Raw genomic sequence first — 18,515 nt, 5'->3', positions numbered from 1 at the left:
CGCCGGCGTGCTGCTGCGTTATGTGCCGCTGACCGCCAAGCGGGTCACCGGCATCGTCAGCCGTGGCGGCTCGATCATGGCCAAGTGGTGCCTGGCGCATCACAAAGAAAATTTTCTGTACACTCATTTTGAAGAGATCTGCGAGATCATGAAACAATACGATATCTCTTTTTCGCTCGGTGACGGCCTGCGCCCGGGAAGTATCGCCGATGCCAATGACGAGGCCCAGTTCGGGGAGCTGGAGACATTAGGAGAGTTGACCAAGATCGCCTGGAAACATGACGTGCAAACCATGATCGAAGGCCCTGGCCATGTGCCGATGCAGCTGATCAAGGAGAACATGGACAAGCAGCTGGAGTGCTGTGACGAGGCGCCGTTCTACACCCTCGGCCCGCTGACCACTGACATCGCGCCGGGTTACGACCACATCACCAGCGGCATCGGTGCGGCGATGATCGGCTGGTTCGGTTGCGCCATGCTTTGCTACGTCACGCCCAAGGAGCACCTGGGTCTGCCGAACAAGGATGACGTGAAGACCGGCATCATCACCTACAAGATTGCCGCCCATGCCGCTGACCTGGCCAAAGGTCACCCCGGCGCGCAGATTCGTGACAACGCGCTGAGCAAGGCGCGCTTCGAATTCCGCTGGGAAGATCAGTTCAACCTTGGTCTCGATCCCGATACCGCGCGCAGTTATCACGACGAAACGCTGCCCAAGGACTCGGCGAAGGTGGCACACTTCTGCTCCATGTGCGGGCCGAAGTTCTGCTCGATGAAGATCACCCAGGAAGTTCGCGTCTATGCTGAAGAGCAGCGCATCGCCGCACTCGACCTGGACGCTGAGGCGGGCATGCAAGCCAAGGCAGAGGAGTTTAAGGCGCAAGGTGCGCAGCTCTACCACAAGGTCTGATAGAGATATCCAATTACGATCAGCTGCGCGTCAGCCTTGCTGCGTTGAAAACAGGTTCGGAATGCTCATGTACAGCTCGTACACTCCGCTTCCTCACCCGTTTTCGCCTTGCATGGCTCTAGCTCGCAAGCTCGTAACCGGACTCTAGAGCTTTTGCTGCGCCATGTTTCGGCGCAGCATAGGATGCAACTAGGACGGGCCTTCGGGCCCGTTTCTGTTAATCAGGGGGCGTTATGCAACGAGAAGATGTCGAAGTGATCGAGCGCGAGGCCTGCTTTAGCGGCTTCTACAAGCTTGATCGGCTGCGTTTGCGCCATCGTCAGTTTGCCGGTGGCATGGGTCCTACGCTTACCCGCGAGCTGTTTGTGCGCCACGATGCGGTGTGCGTGCTGCCCTACGATCCGCAGCGCGACTGCGTGGTGCTGATCGAACAGTTCCGCGTCGGTGCGCTGGATAAAAGCACCAATCCCTGGCTGCTGGAGCTGGTCGCCGGCTTGATCGACAAGGACGAACAGCCGGAGGAAGTGGCCCGCCGTGAGGCGCTGGAGGAGGCCAATCTGCCGTTGACTTCGCTGTGGCCGATTGCCCAGTACTACCCGTCCCCCGGTGGTTCGGATGAGCGTGTGCACCTGTTTGTCGGCCGTTGCGACAGTGAAGGCGCCGGCGGCGTGCATGGCCTGGCGGAAGAGGGCGAGGACATTCGCGTGCACGTCTGGCCACTGGAAGATGCCCTGGATGCGCTGAAAGATGGGCGGATCGACAATGCTGCCAGCATCATTGCCCTGCAGTGGCTGGCGCTGAACCGCGCTGAAGTGCGGGGGTTGTGGTCGTGAACCTGCTGCGCGAGCGTTATCGGGTCGACCTGGTCGAGCTGCAGACCGCTTGCGAACTCAACTATGTGCGCCTGCTGCAGCTGCTGCCGGACATGCGCGGGGATGGCCGGCAGCAGGTTCGTCGTGTGGCTCTCAGTCAGGGCGAACACCTGCTCGGCGTGCTGGCCCTGGAGGTGCTGGAAACCTGCCCCTATACCTCGACCATCGAGGTGCGCCAGGAACACAGCCTGTCCTGGCTGCCGGTGCCGCGTCTGGAAGTGCGGGTCTATCACGATGCGCGCATGGCCGAGGTCGTCGGCACGCAGAGTGCGCGGCGCTTTCACGGCATTTATCCCTACCCCAACGCCGCCATGCATCAGCCGGATGAGAAGACCCAACTCAACCTGTTTCTCGGTGAGTGGCTGAGCCACTGCCTGGCCTGCGGTCACGAACTGGCGCCCGTGCGTTAGGTTTTTTCACGTTCTGCCGATAATCAGTCGCAGGCGCATTATTCCGATACGCGCTAGCCTTAGGGTGGGCGTTGGATTTACAGCAGGCGTTCTGTGATCTATTCCCCTTTCGCGGGTTTACCGCCCGCAGGGCTAGCCAGCATAATTCACGCATTCCGCTCAAGGAGAAGGTCTTGCCGGGCGCGCCGACTAAAACCACTGCTGTTGATCGCTCGGTACTGCTGGTGCAGTTATCCGACAGTCACCTGTTTGCCGACGGGGCAGGCAAGCTATTGGGCATGGATACCCAGGACAGCTTGCAGCGGGTGATCGAGCGTGTGCTGCAGGAGCAACCGCAGATCGACCTGATCCTGGCCAGTGGCGACCTCTCGCAGGACGGTAGCGCTGAGTCCTACCAGCGCTTCCGCGAGATGACCGCTGCCATCCCCGCGCCCGCGCGCTGGTTCCCCGGTAACCATGATGAAGTGCCTGCCATGCAGGCCGCCTGCGTTGGCAGTGATCTGCTGGAGCCGGTAATCGATCTGGGCAACTGGCGCGTGATTCTGCTCGATTCCTCAATCCCCGGTGCCGTGCCCGGTTACCTCAACGAACAGCAGCTTGCCTTGCTGGAACGCGCACTCAGCGAAGAACCGGATCGTCATCACCTGATCTGCCTGCATCACCACCCGGTGTCCATCGGTTGCAAATGGATGGAGCCCATCGGTCTGCGCAACCCGGATGCCCTGTTTGCCGTGCTGGAGCGTTTCAGCCAGGTGCGTGCGGTGCTCTGGGGGCATATTCATCAGGAGCTTGATCAGCAGCGCGGTCCGATCCGTTTGCTGGCGTCGCCTTCGACCTGCGTGCAGTTCGCCCCGGGTAGCGAGGAGTTTCAGGTGGATAAAACCGCGCCGGGCTATCGCTGGCTGCGCCTGTTTGACGACGGTCGCCTGGAAACTGGTGTATCGCGGGTGACCGGGATCAAGTTCGAAATCGATTACACCATCAAAGGCTATTAAGCCGCTTGGCTAACCGGTTGCAGCCGGTCGCCGCAACCGGTTAGCCTCCCGCCCCATGACCACATCCATTCTCTATATCCACGGGCTTAACAGCTCGCCGGCATCGCTCAAGGCCAGCCAGCTGCAGCGCGCCATGGCGCAGCTGGGCCTGGCCGCGCAGCTGCGGGTGCCGGCCCTGCATCACCATCCACGCCAGGCGATGGCCCAGCTCGAAGCGCGGATTGCCGAGCTTGGTCGGCCCGTGCTGGTTGGCAGCTCGCTGGGCGGCTACTATGCGACCCACTTGGCCGAACGCCACGGGTTGCCTGCGCTGTTGATCAACCCAGCCGTGCGCCCGCACCTGCGTTTCGACGGCTACCTGGGCCCGCAGAAGAACTATTACAGCGATGAAACCTGGGAGCTGACGGCCGATCATGTAGCGGCCTTGGCCGAACTTGATGTGGCAGTGCTGCAAGATCCGGCGCGCTATCAGGTGTGGCTGCAGACCGCCGATGAAACCCTCGATTACCGCGATGCCCAGAGCTATTACCGCACCTGCGCGCTGCGTATCCAGGCCGGTGGCGATCACGGCTTTCAGGGTTTTGCCCAGCGTTTGCCGATGCTTTTCGCTTTCGCCGGTATTCCTCGCCATCTGTGGCAGGATATCGACTTTTCCGCTCTCAATTGACGAACAAGAGACCCCATGGCCCAGCAAGGTTCTAGCTCTTACAACGCCGATGCCATCGAAGTCCTTTCCGGCCTCGACCCGGTGCGCAAACGCCCGGGTATGTACACCGACACCAGCCGGCCCAACCACCTGGCCCAGGAAGTTATCGACAACAGCGTCGACGAAGCGCTGGCCGGGCATGCCAAATCGATTCAGGTGATCCTGCACGAGGACAACTCCCTGGAAGTGCTCGACGACGGTCGCGGCATGCCAGTGGACATTCACCCGGAAGAGGGCGTGCCAGGGGTCGAGCTGATCCTCACCAAGCTGCATGCCGGCGGCAAGTTCAGCAACAAGAACTACCAGTTCTCCGGCGGCCTGCACGGTGTGGGCATCTCGGTGGTCAACGCGCTGTCGACCAGCGTGATCGTCACGGTCAAACGCGACGGCAATGAATACCAGATGAGCTTCGCCGACGGCTACAAGGCCAGTGACCTGGCCGTGGTCGGCACGGTGGGCAAGCGCAACACCGGCACCAGCGTGCATTTCTGGCCGGACGCCAAGTATTTCGACTCCTTCAAATTCTCGGTCAGCCGCCTCAAGCACGTACTGAAAGCCAAGGCGGTGTTGTGCCCGGGGCTTGCGGTCAGTTTCGAGGACAAGGCCAGCGGCGAGAAAGTCGAGTGGCTGTATGAAGACGGCCTGCGTTCCTATCTGGTGGATGCGGTCAGCGAATTTGAACGGCTACCCAATGAACCCTTCTGCGGCAGCCTGGCGGGTAATAAGGAAGCGGTGGATTGGGCGCTGCTGTGGCTGCCGGAAGGCGGCGACGCGGTGCAGGAAAGCTACGTCAACCTGATCCCCACCGCTCAGGGTGGCACCCATGTGAATGGCCTGCGTCAGGGCCTCTTGGATGCCATGCGCGAGTTCTGCGAGTTCCGCAGCCTGCTGCCGCGCGGGGTCAAGCTGGCCCCGGAAGATATCTGGGAGCGCATCGCCTTCGTCCTGTCGATGAAAATGCAGGACGCGCAGTTCTCCGGGCAGACCAAGGAGCGCCTGTCGTCCCGTGAGGCGGCTGCCTTCGTTTCTGGCGTGGTGAAAGATGCCTTCAGCCTGTGGCTTAACGGTCACCCCGAACTCGGTCAGCAGCTCGCAGAGTTGGCGATCAGCAACGCCAACCGCCGCCTCAAAGCCGGCAAAAAGGTCGAGCGCAAACGCATCACTCAAGGCCCGGCGCTGCCTGGCAAGCTGGCTGACTGCGCTGGGCAGGACCCGATGCGCTCCGAACTGTTTCTGGTGGAAGGTGATTCCGCTGGCGGCTCGGCCAAGCAGGCGCGCGATAAAGAATTTCAGGCGATCCTGCCGCTGCGCGGGAAGATTCTGAACACCTGGGAAGTCGATGGCAGCGAAGTGCTGGCCAGCCAGGAAGTCCACAACATCGCCGTGGCGGTTGGTCTCGATCCGGGTTCCAGCGACCTCAGCCAGCTGCGCTACGGCAAGATCTGCATCCTCGCCGACGCCGACTCCGACGGCCTGCATATCGCCACCTTGCTTTGCGCGCTATTCGTCCAGCATTTCCGCCCACTGGTGGATGCGGGGCACGTCTATGTGGCCATGCCCCCGCTGTACCGCATCGACCTGGGCAAGGAGATTTTCTACGCCCTGGATGAAGCCGAGCGCGACGGCATTCTCGACCGCCTGGTGGCCGAGAAGCGCCGTGGCAAGCCGCAGGTCACCCGCTTTAAAGGCCTGGGTGAAATGAACCCGCCGCAGCTGCGCGAAACCACTATGGACCCCAACACCCGGCGCCTGGTGCAGCTGACCCTGGACGACTACCCCGGCACCCAGGAGATGATGGACATGCTGCTGGCGAAGAAGCGCGCCGGCGACCGTAAATCCTGGCTGGAGTCCAAGGGCAACCTGGCCGAGGTGTTGCTCTGATGCAGCGGCTGTTGGCTGTCTGCCTATTGCTTTGCTCACCCTTGCTGGCGAGCGCGACGGCGTTGGAAGAGCTGAAACTGCTCAACGAGCAAGCGGTCAGTGGCGTCACTGGCGGCAACTTGTCCGGGTTGGCCTGGTGCGATAACGCGTTGTGGGCGGTTTCCGACCGCGATGATCAGCAGCTCTATCGCCTGGAATCCGACGAGTCGCAGTGGCAGGCCACGGCCGAGACCTTTGTCGCGCCGCCTGCGCCGGATGCGCGTTTACCCTGGGGGCTGCGTATGCGCAGCTGGGCTGCCGGCCTGGTGCGCGGGGGCGAGCTGGATTTCGAGGGCATCAGTTGTGACGCCGCCGGCAACCGCTACCTGGTCAGTGAGGCCAAGGCGGCCGTGCTGCAGTTACCGGTTATGGGTGAGCCCAATTGGCTGAAACTGCCTCAGGGGCTGCTACGCCAGGCGCGCGCCAGTGGCATGTTGTTGCACTACAACTCGCTGTTTGAAGGCATTGCCGTCGATCCGGCTGGCGAGCGCCTGTACCTGGCGGCCGAGCGCATGCGCCGTGGTTTGCTGGTGGTGCACAAGCAGCGCGCCATCTGGCGTTGCACCGGTGGCTGCGTGTTGTTCAGTGAGGCGGGCACCGAGCCCGCGCCCGAGCAGCTGGGCGCGAAAGAGCAGCCACGGGACTTCTCCGGTCTGGCCTTCCATAACGAAAAGCTCTTCACCCTTGAGCGCCAGGCGCACCGCATCTGTCGACGCAGCCTGAGCAATGGTCAGGTCGAGAAGTGCTGGTCGTTTGCCGCCGAAGCGCTGACCCCGGAGCGTCTCTATCCGCCGTCCTATGGTCTGGCCGAGGCGTTGTGGGTGGATCAGGACGGCGCTTGGGTCGGCGTTGATAATGGTCGTTTCAGCCGCGCCGACGGTGAATCACGGCCGATTATCTGGCGCTTTACCGCACCCAAAGGCGGCTGGGGTAGCAAGCCGTGAGCGAGCAGCCTGCGGGCAAGCGTGCCGGGCGAGTGATGCTGGTGCTGGCCTGGGGCGCGGCTTTGCTGCTGGCGACCAAGTTCTTCGGCGACTGGGAAGACGCTCAGCGCAATCCCAATCGCACGCCTGAGTCGCTGCATGGCAGCGGCTATGTCGAAGTGCACCTGGCCAGCAGTCGCCAGGGCCACTATATGGCCGGCGGCAAGATCAATGGCGAGGAGGTGACCTTCCTTCTCGACACCGGTGCGACGCAGGTCGCGGTGCCGACCGAGGTGGCGCAGCGCCTGGGTTTGCAAGCCGGCGCGGCAATCACCATCAGCACCGCCAATGGCCGCGCCACGGCCCATCGCACGCGGCTTGAGCGCCTACAGCTGGGCGATATCGTGCTGACCGACGTAGAGGCTTTGATTGCCCCCGGCATGGGCGGCGATGACGTATTGCTGGGCATGAGTGCCCTGAAACAACTCGAATTTACCCAGCGCGGCGGCACCTTGATGCTGCGCCAATCCACCTTGCAATGAGGCACGCATGAGCGAATCCCTCGATTTGAGCCTGGACGGTGTTGAACGCCGTTCCCTTGCCGATTTTACCGAGCAGGCTTACCTCAATTACTCCATGTACGTGATCATGGACCGCGCGCTGCCGCATATCGGCGACGGCTTGAAGCCGGTGCAGCGGCGCATTGTCTACGCCATGAGCGAGCTGGGCCTGGACGCCGACTCCAAGCACAAGAAGTCGGCGCGTACTGTCGGTGACGTGCTCGGCAAGTTCCACCCGCACGGCGACAGCGCCTGCTACGAAGCCATGGTGCTGATGGCGCAACCGTTCAGCTACCGCTACACCCTGGTCGACGGCCAGGGCAACTGGGGTGCGCCGGATGATCCAAAGTCCTTCGCCGCCATGCGTTACACCGAGGCGCGCCTGTCGCGTTATTCCGAGGTGCTGCTTACCGAGTTGGGCCAGGGCACCGTGGACTGGGTGCCGAACTTCGACGGCACCATGAATGAACCGGCGACCCTGCCGGCGCGCCTGCCGAATATTCTGCTCAACGGCACCACCGGTATTGCCGTGGGCATGGCCACCGACGTGCCGCCGCATAACCTGCGTGAGGTTGCGACGGCCTGTATTCGCCTGCTGGACGAGCCGAACGCCACCGTCGAGCAGCTCTGTGAGCACATTCTCGGCCCGGATTATCCGACCGAAGCGGAAATCATCACCCCGCGCAGCGACCTGCTGAAAATCTACGAAACCGGCAAAGGCTCGGTGCGTATGCGCGCCGTGTACCGCGTCGAGGACGGCGATGTTGTGGTCACCGCGCTGCCGCATCAGGTCTCCGGGGCCAAGGTGCTGGAGCAGATTGCCGCGCAGATGCAGGCGAAGAAGCTGCCGATGGTTGCCGACCTGCGCGATGAATCGGATCACGAGCACCCGTGCCGTATCGTCATCATCCCGCGTTCCAACCGCGTGGATGCCGATGAGCTGATGCAGCACCTGTTCGCCACCACCGAGTTGGAGTCCAGCTACCGGGTCAACACCAACGTTATTGGCCTGGACGGTAAACCGTCGGTAAAAGACCTGCGCACCCTGCTCACCGAGTGGCTGCAGTACCGCGTCGGCACCGTACGCCGCCGTTTGCAGTTCCGTCTGGACAAGGTTGAGCATCGCCTGCACCTGTTGGAAGGACGCTTGATTGCCTTCCTCAACCTCGACGAAGTGATCCGCATTATCCGCACCGAGGACTCGCCCAAACCGGTGCTGATGGAGCGCTTCGGCCTGACTGAGATTCAGGCCGAGTACATCCTTGAGACCCGCCTGCGCCAGCTCGCGCGGCTTGAGGAAATGCAGATCCGTGGCGAGCAGGAAGAGCTGGCCAAGGAGCGCGACAAGCTGCTGGCCCTGCTTGGCAGCGAGACCAAGCTGAAGAAGCTGGTGCGTCAGGAAATTCTGGCCGACGCCGAGAAATACGGCGACGACCGCCGCTCGCCGATCGTTGCCCGCGCCGAAGCCAAGGCACTGAGCGAAACCGAGCTGATGCCGACTGAGCCGGTTACCGTGGTGATCTCGGAAAAAGGCTGGGTACGCTGCGCCAAGGGCCACGATATCGACGCCACCGGCCTCTCGTACAAGGCCGGTGATGGCTTCAAGACCGCTGCGCCGGGCCGCTCGAATCAGTACGCGGTATTTATCGACTCCACCGGGCGCAGCTACTCGCTGGCCGCGCATTTGCTGCCATCTGCCCGGGGGCAGGGCGAGCCGCTGACCGGGCGCCTGACGCCGCCACCGGGGGCGACCTTCGAGTGCGTGCTGCTGCCAGATGACAATGCGTTGTATGTGATTGCCTCCGATGCCGGCTACGGCTTTGTGGTCAAGGGTGAAGACCTACAAGCGAAGAACAAGGCCGGCAAGGCGTTGCTCAGCCTGCCAACTGGCGCCCTGGTGGTGCCGCCCAAACCGCTGGGTAACCGTGAGGAAGACTGGCTGGCGGCGGTGACCACCGAAGGCCGCCTGCTGCTGTTCCCGGTACGCGATCTGCCCCAGCTGGGCAAAGGCAAGGGTAACAAGATCATCGGTATCCCCGGTGAGCGGGTCGCTTCACGCGAGGAATACCTCACCGATCTGGCCGTACTGCCGGTTGGCAGCACCCTGGTCTTGCAGGCCGGCAAGCGTACGCTGTCGCTCAAGGCCGATGATCTGGAACACTACAAAGGTGAGCGCGGCCGGCGCGGTAACAAGCTGCCGCGCGGATTCCAGCGAGTCGACAGTCTGTTGGTTGAAATCCAGGGTTAAGCTTCAGGGCTTGGGCTCGGATGCATGCCGCTAGAGTGCCGCGCTGGAGTCGCGGGCGGCTTTCAAGGATGATACGCAGCCGCAGGGTGGGTCGCGCAAGCGGCCCACTGGCACCTAATTTGGTATGCACGCCGGCAACCTGGCCGGCTGGATGAGTGAGATGACTGTTCTGCGTTTTCCCGGAATTCTGCTGCTGGCCGGCGTGCTTGGCCTGGCGGGTTGTACGCGCTATCAACAAGCGCCGCTGTACCAGCTCGATAGCGGCGATATTCGTGTACCCGCTGCCGAGCAGGGCATTGCCGTGTTGCTTGGGCCGGTGGCGATTGCTGATTACCTGCAGCGTGAGGCGCTATTACAGCGTCAGACCGACGGTAGCCTGACCGCTGCCGAAGATGCGCGCTGGGCCGGCAGCCTGGCTGCCGATATTGATCAGCAGCTGCTGCGTCAGCTGGCCTCGCGTCTGGACAGCCAGCGCTTGGTGCTGGCGCCGGCCACCGTCGGCTTTGTGCCGCAGGTGCGCCTGGGGCTGTCGATTACCCGTCTGGACTCCGGTCCGCAGCGCCCGGCCGTGCTGGAAGCGCAGTGGCGTCTGGCGGGTGCCGACGGCAAGCTGCTCGATGGGCGTCTGGTGCGTCTGGAGCAAGCCCACAGCGGCACCATCGTCGATCAGGTACGGGCGCAGAGCCTGGTGGTACAGCAGCTGGTTGAGCAGCTGGCGGTAGCCGTTGAAACCCACGGCAAGCCTGTACCGGTGGTGGCCGAGCCGCCGCGCAAGCCGGCGCCGGTAAAGCCCGCGCCGCCTGCGCCACCGCGTATCCCGGTGGTTGAGCCAATGCGTGATGAAGGCGAGGTGTTCCGCTTCTAAGCGCCGCCAAGAAAAAGCCCGCCAATCAGGCGGGCTTTTTCTTGGGTCGGCTTAATGGTTTTCGTGCATGCGCGCCAGCTGGCGTTCCAGCAGTGATGGGTAGGGCTCCAGCAGGCGTTCCACGCAGCAGGCGCCTTGCGGGCTGGCGATGGCGCGAATGCGCGCACGCTGGCTGACCAGGGCATCGTCGGCAATGCTGCGCTCGACCAGCAGCAGGTTGCGGCTGTGCTGTGACAGCGCCAGGGCGCTCTGTGCCGTTTCACTGAGCAACAGGTCGCCCTGGCTGAGGTCGCTGAGGTTTTCACCCAGGGTCAGGCCAAGCTGCAGTTGCAGGGTGATGCCGCTGTCCGCCACCTCGATCTGCAGGGCATGACCGAGGGCGCGCATCAGTTCGCCGCAGCAGATGGCGTGGGTCAGGTAGTCCTCACCAATATCTAGCTGGTGAAACAGCATCAGGCTGCTACCGTCGCTCAAGGTATGCAGCTCGCCCTGATACAGGTTGGCGGCGCGATCCAGACAGTCACGGTAACGCTGCAGCAACTCCATCAGGCGGCTGCGCGGCAGGCGGCGCAGCTGCTCTTGCGCGCCCAGCTGGATTGCCAGTACGGCACTGGGCAGCGGCTGCTGTATCACGGGTGCAAGTGTTGTTGCAGGCTCGTGTTCGGATTGATCGCGCAGTTCGGAAAATGGGTCGTCGACTGCACTGCCCGCGTAGTGCTCGGCGTCGGTGGTATGCAGGGATTCTACTGGCTCGTCCTGCTCATCGAAGCGCTCATCGTGCAGGTCGCGAACTTCGAAGTCCGGCTCATCCTCGAACGACTCCGGCAGATAGTCGTCATCGTCCTGGGCGACTGGCTCGTCGTCGTAGAACGGCTCTTCCTCTTCTTCTGGTAGCGCAGGCTTCTCGGGCACCAGGCGCGCTTGCAGCTGGCGCGCCAGGTCGCCGATTTCATCCTGGCGGCCGGCGCCTGGCGCAGGGTCATCCGGGTCACGCAGCCATACCCGCAGTTGCAGCAGCGGCGTGGAGATATGCCGGCCTAAGCGCATGCTCAAGGACAGGGTCAGGGCCAGCAGAATCAGGCTGAGAATGCCCATGCTCTGCAGGCTGATGGTCATCGGTTGTTGGAATTGCTGCATATCCAAGCTGATACGTAGCTGCCCGGCAATCACCTCCTGGAAGGTGATCGGCGTCGAATACAGCCCCTCGGTTTCACCGAGCATGCTTTTGCTTGGGCGCGAACCTGCCTCGGCGAGGATGCGGTTGTCCACGCTGTAGATGGCGGCGTGGGCCACCAGCGGGTTCTTCACTAGATTGTTGAGCAGCACGTTGAGGCTGAGGATGTCGTTGGACACCAGCAGCTCGGTCGCCGAGGCCGCAGTCTGGGTAATCAGGCTGGTGCCCAGGGCTTCGGCCTGTTGCTGCATGGCGTGCTTGAACTGCATGCCGATCACCCAGCCATAGATCACCAGGGCCAAGGCCACCAGCAACAGGCTATGGCTGACAATGCGCAGCGCCAGGGGGATGCGCCGTTGGCGCAGGGCCTGGAACAGCAGCAGAAAGAAATTATCGGGTTTTACGGGGGGGGGCCGGTTCACAGAGCTCGGCTCATGTCGACTGTAGTTGGCGCGCAGTATAGCGGCGCCCCTGCGGTGGGCAAAGCGCCGTGCGTGGCTGTTTGCCGCTGAAAATGGGTAGAATGTGCGCCTTTTCCACGGCTTGTGACCTGTTCAGCAAGCCGCTGCCCCTGACGCTGTACTGGAGACCGAGCCTTGCGCGAAATCGTCCTGATCAATATCACCGGCGAAGATCGCCCCGGTTTGACTGCCGCCATCACCGGCGTGCTGGCCCAGGGCGGGGTGAATATCCTCGATATTGGCCAGGCGGTGATCCATGACACCCTGTCGTTCGGCATTCTGGTGGAAATCCCGGATACCGAGCGCGCCTCGTCGGTGCTCAAGGACATTCTGTTTACCGCTTACAAGCTCGATCAGCAGGTGCGCTTCACGCCGGTATCCGAGGCGGATTACCAGCAGTGGGTCAGTGGCCAGGGCAAAGCCCGGCATATCGTCACCCTGCTGACGCGCAAGGTCACCGCCGAGCAGTTGCAGCGGGTCAGCGCGATTACCGCGCGTTATGACCTGAATATCGACCATATCGACCGCCTGTCCGGGCGCATGCCGCTGGATATGCCGGCCGAGCAGGGCAAGGGCTGTATCGAGTTTTCCGTGCGTGGCGAGCCGGCCGATCCAGCTGCCTTACGTGCCGAGTTCCTTAGCGTGGCGCAGGAATTGAATGTTGATATCGCCTTCCAGCGCGATTCGCTGTTCCGCCGTAATCGCCGCCTGGCGGTGTTCGACATGGATTCGACACTGATCGAGGCCGAGGTGATCGACGAGCTGGCCAAGGCCGCCGGTGTTGGTGAGCAAGTCTCGGAAATCACCGAGCGGGCGATGCGTGGCGAGCTGGATTTTGCCGCCAGCTTCCGCGAGCGTTTGGCGCTGCTCAAGGGTTTGCCGGAAACCGTACTGGCCGATATCGGCGCCTCCCTGCGTCTGACCGAGGGCGCCGAGACGCTGTTCAGCGAGTTGCGCCGTCTGGGCTACAAGACTGCGATCCTCTCCGGCGGCTTTACCTACTTTGCCAAGCAGTTGCAGGCCAAACTGGGTATCGATTATGTGTTCGCCAACGAACTGCAGATCGTCGATGGCCTGGTTACCGGTGTGGCGGTTGAGCCGATTGTCGATGCCCAGCGCAAAGCCGATCTGCTGCGCGAACTGGCGGCCAAGGAAGGCTTGCGTCTGGAGCAGACCATCGCCGTGGGCGATGGCGCCAATGACCTGCCAATGCTGGCCATCGCCGGGCTGGGCGTGGCGTTCCGCGCCAAGCCGCTGGTCAAACAGTCGGCCAAGCAGGCGATCTCAACCCTGGGGCTGGACGGTATTCTCTATTTGCTCGGCTTTCGCGACCGCGACGGCCTGGAGTAAATAGTAGGCAAACAAAAGCCGCCCGAGGGCGGCTTTTTGCTGCCTGTACTGCTTACTCGTCGCCGGCCGAGAAGTCGTAGTCCATCGACTGGCTCGGGCCCTGCAGGTAATGCCCCTGGATATAGTTGACCCCGGCCTGCCAGAGGGTGGCCAGCACGCTGGCGCTCTCGACGAAGGGCACGATGGTCAGCTTGGCCTGGGAGTGCAGGCTGGCCAGCAGGGTTTTCAATGCTTCCTGGTTTTCCGCCTTGCTCAGGTCCTGGGAGAAGGAGCTGTCAACTTTGACGAAGTCGATATGCAGGTGCTTGAGCGTGTTGAACGGATTCAGCGAGCAGCCGAACTGAGTCAGCGCGGTTTTGCAGTGCAGCTCGTTGAGGCCCTGGGTGATGGCCTTGGCCTGCTTCAGGTAGGCAATCGCATCCGGCTCGCTGAACTGGAACACCAGTGAATCTGAGGGCAGGCGTGCGGCTTTCAGGGCCACGCTGAGCCACGGCAGCAGGGTCTGATCCTGCACGCTGGCAGTCGACAGGTGCACAAACAGGCGGGTGTTGTGGCCTTTGCTGCGGTGGTCGGCGAGCAGTTTGATCGAATTGAGGATTACCCAGCGGTCGATCTTTTCAGCAAGGCCGGCATCTTTTGCCGCGTTGAACAGTTCGGTCGGCGGAATTTCCTCGCCCTGTGGGCCGATCAGGCGCAGCAGCGCTTCATAGTGCTCAAAGCTGTCGCCGCGCAGGCTGATGATCGGCTGGAACAGCAGGCGGAAGCTGTTCTTCTCCAGCGCCTGTTGGATCATCGCGACAATGTTGCCACGGCTCGCGGCTGCGGCCAGCTCATCGGCCGGGTTGAACACTTTGATGGCGTTGCCATCGCTCAGCTCGTCGGCGCAGCGATGGGCGCGGTCGACCACTTCCTGGGCCTTGGCGGTCTTCTCGTTGAGCCCGGCTACGCCAATCGACAGGGTGCTTTGCACGGTGCGGCCGCTGACGTCGAACAGATGGCTTTCGACTTTTTTCAGCAGGCTGTCCAGCTGCTCGCGGGTGCTTTCCGGGCTGACGCCGGGTTGCAGTACGGCAAATACGTCATCGCCGAAGCGCGCCAGTTGCGCGTCGGCGCTGAAGTGCGCGCGCAGCAGGTTGGCCAGGTCGGTGAGAAGAATATCGATGCCCGCCAGGCCGATGTCGGCGAGCAGGCTGGCGTAGCGGTCGACGCGAATGTAAGCGAGGCTGGACGGTTGCCCGGCATTCACTGCGCGCTCGGCGGCGTTGTCCATCAGTTCGAGGAAGTGGGTACGGTTGAACAGGCCGGTGACCAGATCCTGGCTGCTGATTTCGCGCAGTTTTTCTTCCAGTTCGGCGTTGCCAGTTTCGGCGCGAATCACCACCTGTATGCAGGGCTCGCCATCGTAGGTGGCCGGGGAGAAGCTCATCTGCGCCGGGAAACTCTGGCCGTTGGCCTTGATGCCGGCACAGTTGAGTTCGGCGCTGCCTTCGGCACTTTGATAATTCTTCAGGAAGTCCTTGAAGCTGGACTGGTCGCTGCTGCCGATGAGATCGATCATCGGCATGCCTTCCAACTCGTCGGCATCTTCGTAGGCAAACAGCTCCAGATAGGCGCGGTTGGCGTAGATGTGCATGCCGTCGTGTACGTAGGTGATGGCGTCAACGGAGCTGTCGAGCAGCAGCTGGCAGCGTTTCTCCGCTTCGCGCAGAGCCACTTCAGAGGCGCGGCGCGCGCGGCGTTCTTCCAGGTTGGCCAGCTCGCGCTTGGCGACTAAGACCAGGCGCTCATCTTCACCTTGCGGCAATGCGTCCTGAGCGCCGAGCATCAGGGCTTCGGTGATGCTGTCGGAGTCATTGTCGGCGAGCAGCTGGATGACTGGAATATCCTTGGCCTGGCGACGGATTGCGCCAATCGCCTCACTCGGCGCCAGCTGTTCACTGCTCGGCGCGCAGATCAACAGATCCCAGCTTTGCTGCAGTGCCTCGTTGAGGTCATCGCTGGAGGTCAGGCGGTGCACACGGGTTGCCCGCCCCGCATTACGGAACAGGCTGACCAGGCGCTCGGCCTCGTTCTGCGAGTCTTCGAGTATCAGTAGCCGAATGGTTTTTTTTTCAATGGCCATGGTGTGGTATCAAATCTGCGCCGAACGGGCGCGAAAAGGCGACAAAAGGGAGTGCGTCGGCAATCTACAGCGACTTCCAGAGTGAGTCAAAGTCTTCCTCCCCGCCTGGCGTGCGGCTTTTCGGCGCTGTGACAGGCTTCCCGTGCTCACTGCTGATCTGCTCGACGCCACGGTACTCGAACTGGTTGAAACTGCCGGTGCTGGTTTGCCGACGGCTGAGCACTGCGCGATGTTCGTTGCCATTCAGATTGATGCTGACCTTGTTGCCTTCCTGAAACGGCAGGCGTGCAGTAATCAAGCTGGCCGGTCGCGAGATGGCGCTGATTTCCGGCAGCAGCAGGGCGCGCAGGTACTGGCTGTTCTGTTCGGCCTTGCGCACCAGCTGCAGGCCGCAGGCTTGCGCGTGCGGAGCGATCAGCTCGATACCCATCTGCGTGCCACCGCCGCGTACCTGGCGAATCCAGCGCACCACGGCAATGCTCCAGCCTTGTTGCGGCAGGCCTTGTACGCCGAGCAGTTCACCGGCCTGGAGTTGGCTGGGTACGTCCTTCGGCCATGACAGGCAGTAGCCACCGGGACTGATATTGACGATGGTCACTTCGTAGGTCGGATAGCTTTCTTGGCTGCTAGTCTCGGCCGACTCGTTGGGCTGGTGCGGCTTGTTGTACTGGATCTCCTCGAAAGGCAGGCCGTTTTCCCACTGGTTGCTCTTCTGCGCATCGAAGGCGTTTGACCAGACATCCGGTGCGCCGGTGTCGGCTTTGAATACCGCCGCATTGGTTGTCACCGGGACTTGCAGCACTTCGTTGAACGGGCGTTTGCCGGCCAGGTAGAAATGCAGTGCGCTCATGCCGATGCACAGGGTCAGTGCGCCTTGGCCCTGGCTGCGCTGGAAGGTGCGCTCGGCGATATCGCCCCAGGCGGCTGCCAGGTGTTGCAGCATGTCGTGGCTGAAACCTTCGGGCACCGTCAGGCGTGACTGGGCAAGGCTCTCGGCTGGCAGCAGCAGGTGTTCCTTGATCGCATCCACCAACTGGCTGGGATCGATCCCTAGTGCTTTGTGCAGCTCGTTTTGCTGGAACAGCGAGATATAGCGGGGCGGGCCATCCAGCTGCGGCGCAACGGCGAACAGGCTGGAAGGCTCGTCGCCGGCCTGCAGGGTGGCCAGTGCGCTCCAGGGCTCGAGCACTTCGGCCAGGCGGGCAATGGCGCTCTGGCGCATCTGGTTGCAGCGTGCGCAACCAAGCAGCAGGGCAACCAGGTAGCTTTGCTCGGTACTCAGGCCTTGGGTGTGTAGCGCCTGGGTGTCACGAATCATGGTCTTGTGCAGGCCGCGCGCCAGGGCCATCTGGTACAGCTGGTGCAGCTCCAGCCAGAGGCCTTCCGGTACCGGGCAGTACAGCTGGCTGGCACGAATCAGTGGGCCGCACAGGCTGTGGCTGGCGCGTTGCAGGGCGACGGCAAGCAGTTGGTGGCGTTCGCGGCCGGGCTGGGCGGCCAGGCGGGCAACGATCAGCTTGTAGCCAATGGCCAGGTGGTTCTGCAGGGCCTGGCAGAGGTTGGCAACCTTGCGCGGCCGTTCATCAAGGACGATGGCCTGGTTGAGGAAGTGCTTTTCCAGTTGCTTACAGACGAAATAGATTTCCGGGCGGAGGATTTCCAGCAGTTGCAGGCGGTTTTCCGAGGGCGTCAGCAGCTGATTAAGCTCGACCAGCGCCTGGTAAAGCTGGCGCGCGGTTTCACCGATATTGGCCTTTGGCAGGCCATCGACCCATTTTTTCAGATCACGAGGACTGGCTTCGCAGAATGACAGGCTTTGCTTATCCGGCGTGGTGACGCGCAGTAGCAAGTGAGAATTCTGTTTATCCATCTAAATCGGATACTCCAGCGCACGGGCAAGGCAGGTGAGTCTAGGAATTATGTTTCGACTCTAGCAGCATCTCGCGCGCCCCGCAGCCATGTCCTTGGCTGGGTTGCCAAGTTGGCGCGACACGCAAATCATCTGGAAGTCATTGTTGTGACTGGTTTTCGTACCCAGAGGTTCACGCTGGGTAGTCGCTGCGGCACTGTCTGCATGGGCTGACAGTGCCGGCTGTGGCGGGTTAGCCGCGTGGTGCGGCGAGGCGCTGGCCCATCTGTACCGGGCTGTTGGCGGCCAGTTCTGCGGCCCATTGCACCTGTTCCGGGCCAAACAGCACGATGGCTGTAGAGCCGAGCTTGAAACGTCCGAGCTCTGCGCCTTTCTCCAGAACGATTGGCGCACGCGATGCCTCGTCGTAACTGAATGTTTTCAACGTGCGTTTTGGCGGCGTGACCAGGCCCGCCCAGACGGTTTCGATCGAGGCCACGATCATCGCGCCGACCAGTACCACGGCCATCGGGCCGCGCTCGGTATCGAACAGGCAGACCACGCGCTCGTTGCGGGCAAACAGTTCAGGGACGTTTTCCGCGGTGGTCTGGTTGACCGAGAACAGCCGGCCCGGCACGTAGACCATTTCTTTCAGCGTGCCGGCCAGTGGCATGTGCACGCGGTGGTAGTCCTTGGGCGAGAGGTAGATGGTGGCGAAATCGCCGCCCATAAAGGCCGCGGCGCGCTCAGTGTCGCCGCCGAGCAGCTCGATCACGCTGAAGCTGTGGCCCTTGGCCTGGAATACCCTGCCTTGCTCGATTTTGCCCAGCTGGCTGACCGCGCCGTCGGCCGGGCAGAGCACTGCGCCAGGGCTGCTGTCGAGCGGGCGGGCGCCGTCTTTCAAGGCACGGGTAAAGAAGTCATTGAAGTGGGCAAAAGCCGTCAGGTCTTCGACCTGGGCCTCGCTCATGTTGACCTGGTACTGCTTGGCGAACCAGCCGATCAGGCGATTCTTGAACCAGCCCGCGCGGCATTCGGCGGCGCAGCCAATCAGGCGCGACAGCAGGTGGTGCGGCAGCAGGTACTGGCTGAGGATAAACAGACGATCTTTCATTGGCGTTCCTTAAAAGTGACTGGCGGTCTGCGGGCG

15 protein-coding genes are annotated in these 18,515 nt (G+C 62.3%); 11 read left to right on the top strand and 4 right to left on the bottom strand.

Annotation, left to right across the window (positions count from 1 at the left end; translation table 11 throughout):
• The 10 genes from thiC to Q8O69_RS06350 form a co-directional block, all read left to right on the top strand.
• The coding region (thiC, locus tag Q8O69_RS06395) for a phosphomethylpyrimidine synthase (protein WP_305590523.1) at positions 1-910 on the top strand (910 nt) is incomplete at its 5' end.
• 233 nt (positions 911-1,143) lie between these two features.
• On the top strand, positions 1,144-1,743 hold the full coding sequence (locus Q8O69_RS06390) for an NUDIX domain-containing protein (protein ID WP_305590521.1): 600 nt from the start codon (positions 1,144-1,146) through the stop codon (positions 1,741-1,743).
• On the top strand, positions 1,734-2,192 hold the full coding sequence (locus Q8O69_RS06385) for a DUF1249 domain-containing protein (protein ID WP_275960528.1): 459 nt from the start codon (positions 1,734-1,736) through the stop codon (positions 2,190-2,192). The genes Q8O69_RS06390 and Q8O69_RS06385 overlap by 10 nt, the downstream gene beginning before the upstream one ends.
• Positions 2,193-2,365: 173 nt before the next feature.
• The gene (gene cpdA / locus Q8O69_RS06380; RefSeq protein ID WP_305590536.1) at positions 2,366-3,187 is read left to right on the top strand and encodes a 3',5'-cyclic-AMP phosphodiesterase; all 822 of its coding nucleotides are present in this window, start codon (positions 2,366-2,368) and stop codon (positions 3,185-3,187) included.
• Between the two features lie 55 nt (positions 3,188-3,242).
• Entirely contained in the window at positions 3,243-3,854 is a 612-nt protein-coding gene (locus Q8O69_RS06375) for a YqiA/YcfP family alpha/beta fold hydrolase (RefSeq protein ID WP_305590519.1), read from the top strand.
• A 15-nt stretch (positions 3,855-3,869) separates the two neighbouring features.
• Positions 3,870-5,774, top strand: coding sequence for a DNA topoisomerase IV subunit B (gene parE, locus Q8O69_RS06370; RefSeq protein WP_305590517.1), 1,905 nt, complete (start codon positions 3,870-3,872; stop codon positions 5,772-5,774).
• Complete coding sequence (locus Q8O69_RS06365) at positions 5,774-6,757, top strand: esterase-like activity of phytase family protein (RefSeq protein WP_371136056.1); 984 nt, start codon at positions 5,774-5,776, stop codon at positions 6,755-6,757. Before parE ends, Q8O69_RS06365 begins: the two co-directional genes overlap by 1 nt.
• Positions 6,754-7,278 carry a TIGR02281 family clan AA aspartic protease gene (locus Q8O69_RS06360; RefSeq protein ID WP_275960532.1) on the top strand — a complete coding sequence of 175 codons (525 nt, stop codon included), beginning with the start codon at positions 6,754-6,756 and terminating at the stop codon, positions 7,276-7,278. Before Q8O69_RS06365 ends, Q8O69_RS06360 begins: the two co-directional genes overlap by 4 nt.
• Positions 7,279-7,285: 7 nt before the next feature.
• Positions 7,286-9,544, top strand: coding sequence for a DNA topoisomerase IV subunit A (parC, locus tag Q8O69_RS06355; RefSeq protein ID WP_305590515.1), 2,259 nt, complete (start codon positions 7,286-7,288; stop codon positions 9,542-9,544).
• Positions 9,545-9,704: 160 nt separating this feature from the next.
• Positions 9,705-10,409 (top strand): membrane integrity-associated transporter subunit PqiC, encoded by a 705-nt coding sequence (locus Q8O69_RS06350; protein WP_305590513.1) that lies wholly within the window; start codon positions 9,705-9,707, stop codon positions 10,407-10,409.
• A 51-nt stretch (positions 10,410-10,460) separates the two neighbouring features.
• Here the strand turns inward: Q8O69_RS06350 and Q8O69_RS06345 are convergent, their stop codons facing one another.
• Entirely contained in the window at positions 10,461-12,005 is a 1,545-nt protein-coding gene (locus tag Q8O69_RS06345) for an AhpA/YtjB family protein (RefSeq protein WP_305590511.1), read from the bottom strand.
• Positions 12,006-12,179: 174 nt separating this feature from the next.
• Here Q8O69_RS06345 and serB point away from each other — a divergent pair, with 174 nt between their 5' ends.
• Complete coding sequence (gene serB, locus Q8O69_RS06340; RefSeq protein WP_090249722.1) at positions 12,180-13,394, top strand: phosphoserine phosphatase SerB; 1,215 nt, start codon at positions 12,180-12,182, stop codon at positions 13,392-13,394.
• Positions 13,395-13,446: 52 nt separating this feature from the next.
• Here serB and Q8O69_RS06335 read toward each other — a convergent pair whose 3' ends face one another.
• The 3 genes from Q8O69_RS06335 to asd form a co-directional block, all read right to left on the bottom strand.
• The gene (locus Q8O69_RS06335) at positions 13,447-15,516 is read right to left on the bottom strand and encodes an EAL domain-containing protein (protein WP_305590509.1); all 2,070 of its coding nucleotides are present in this window, start codon (positions 15,514-15,516) and stop codon (positions 13,447-13,449) included.
• Positions 15,517-15,580: 64 nt separating this feature from the next.
• Entirely contained in the window at positions 15,581-17,386 is a 1,806-nt protein-coding gene (locus Q8O69_RS06330; protein WP_305590507.1) for a molecular chaperone, read from the bottom strand.
• A gap of 232 nt (positions 17,387-17,618) precedes the next feature.
• Positions 17,619-18,479: an archaetidylserine decarboxylase gene (gene asd / locus Q8O69_RS06325; protein ID WP_305590505.1), complete on the bottom strand. Its 861-nt coding sequence runs from the start codon at positions 18,477-18,479 to the stop codon at positions 17,619-17,621.
• Between the last annotated feature and the right edge of the window lie 36 nt (positions 18,480-18,515).

Origin of the sequence: Pseudomonas sp., from assembly GCF_030690725.1 — a bacterium.
Classification (GTDB): domain Bacteria; phylum Pseudomonadota; class Gammaproteobacteria; order Pseudomonadales; family Pseudomonadaceae; genus Aquipseudomonas.
The sequence above is the reverse complement of the archived record's forward strand: the minus strand, read 5'-3'. Positions and strand labels throughout refer to the sequence as shown.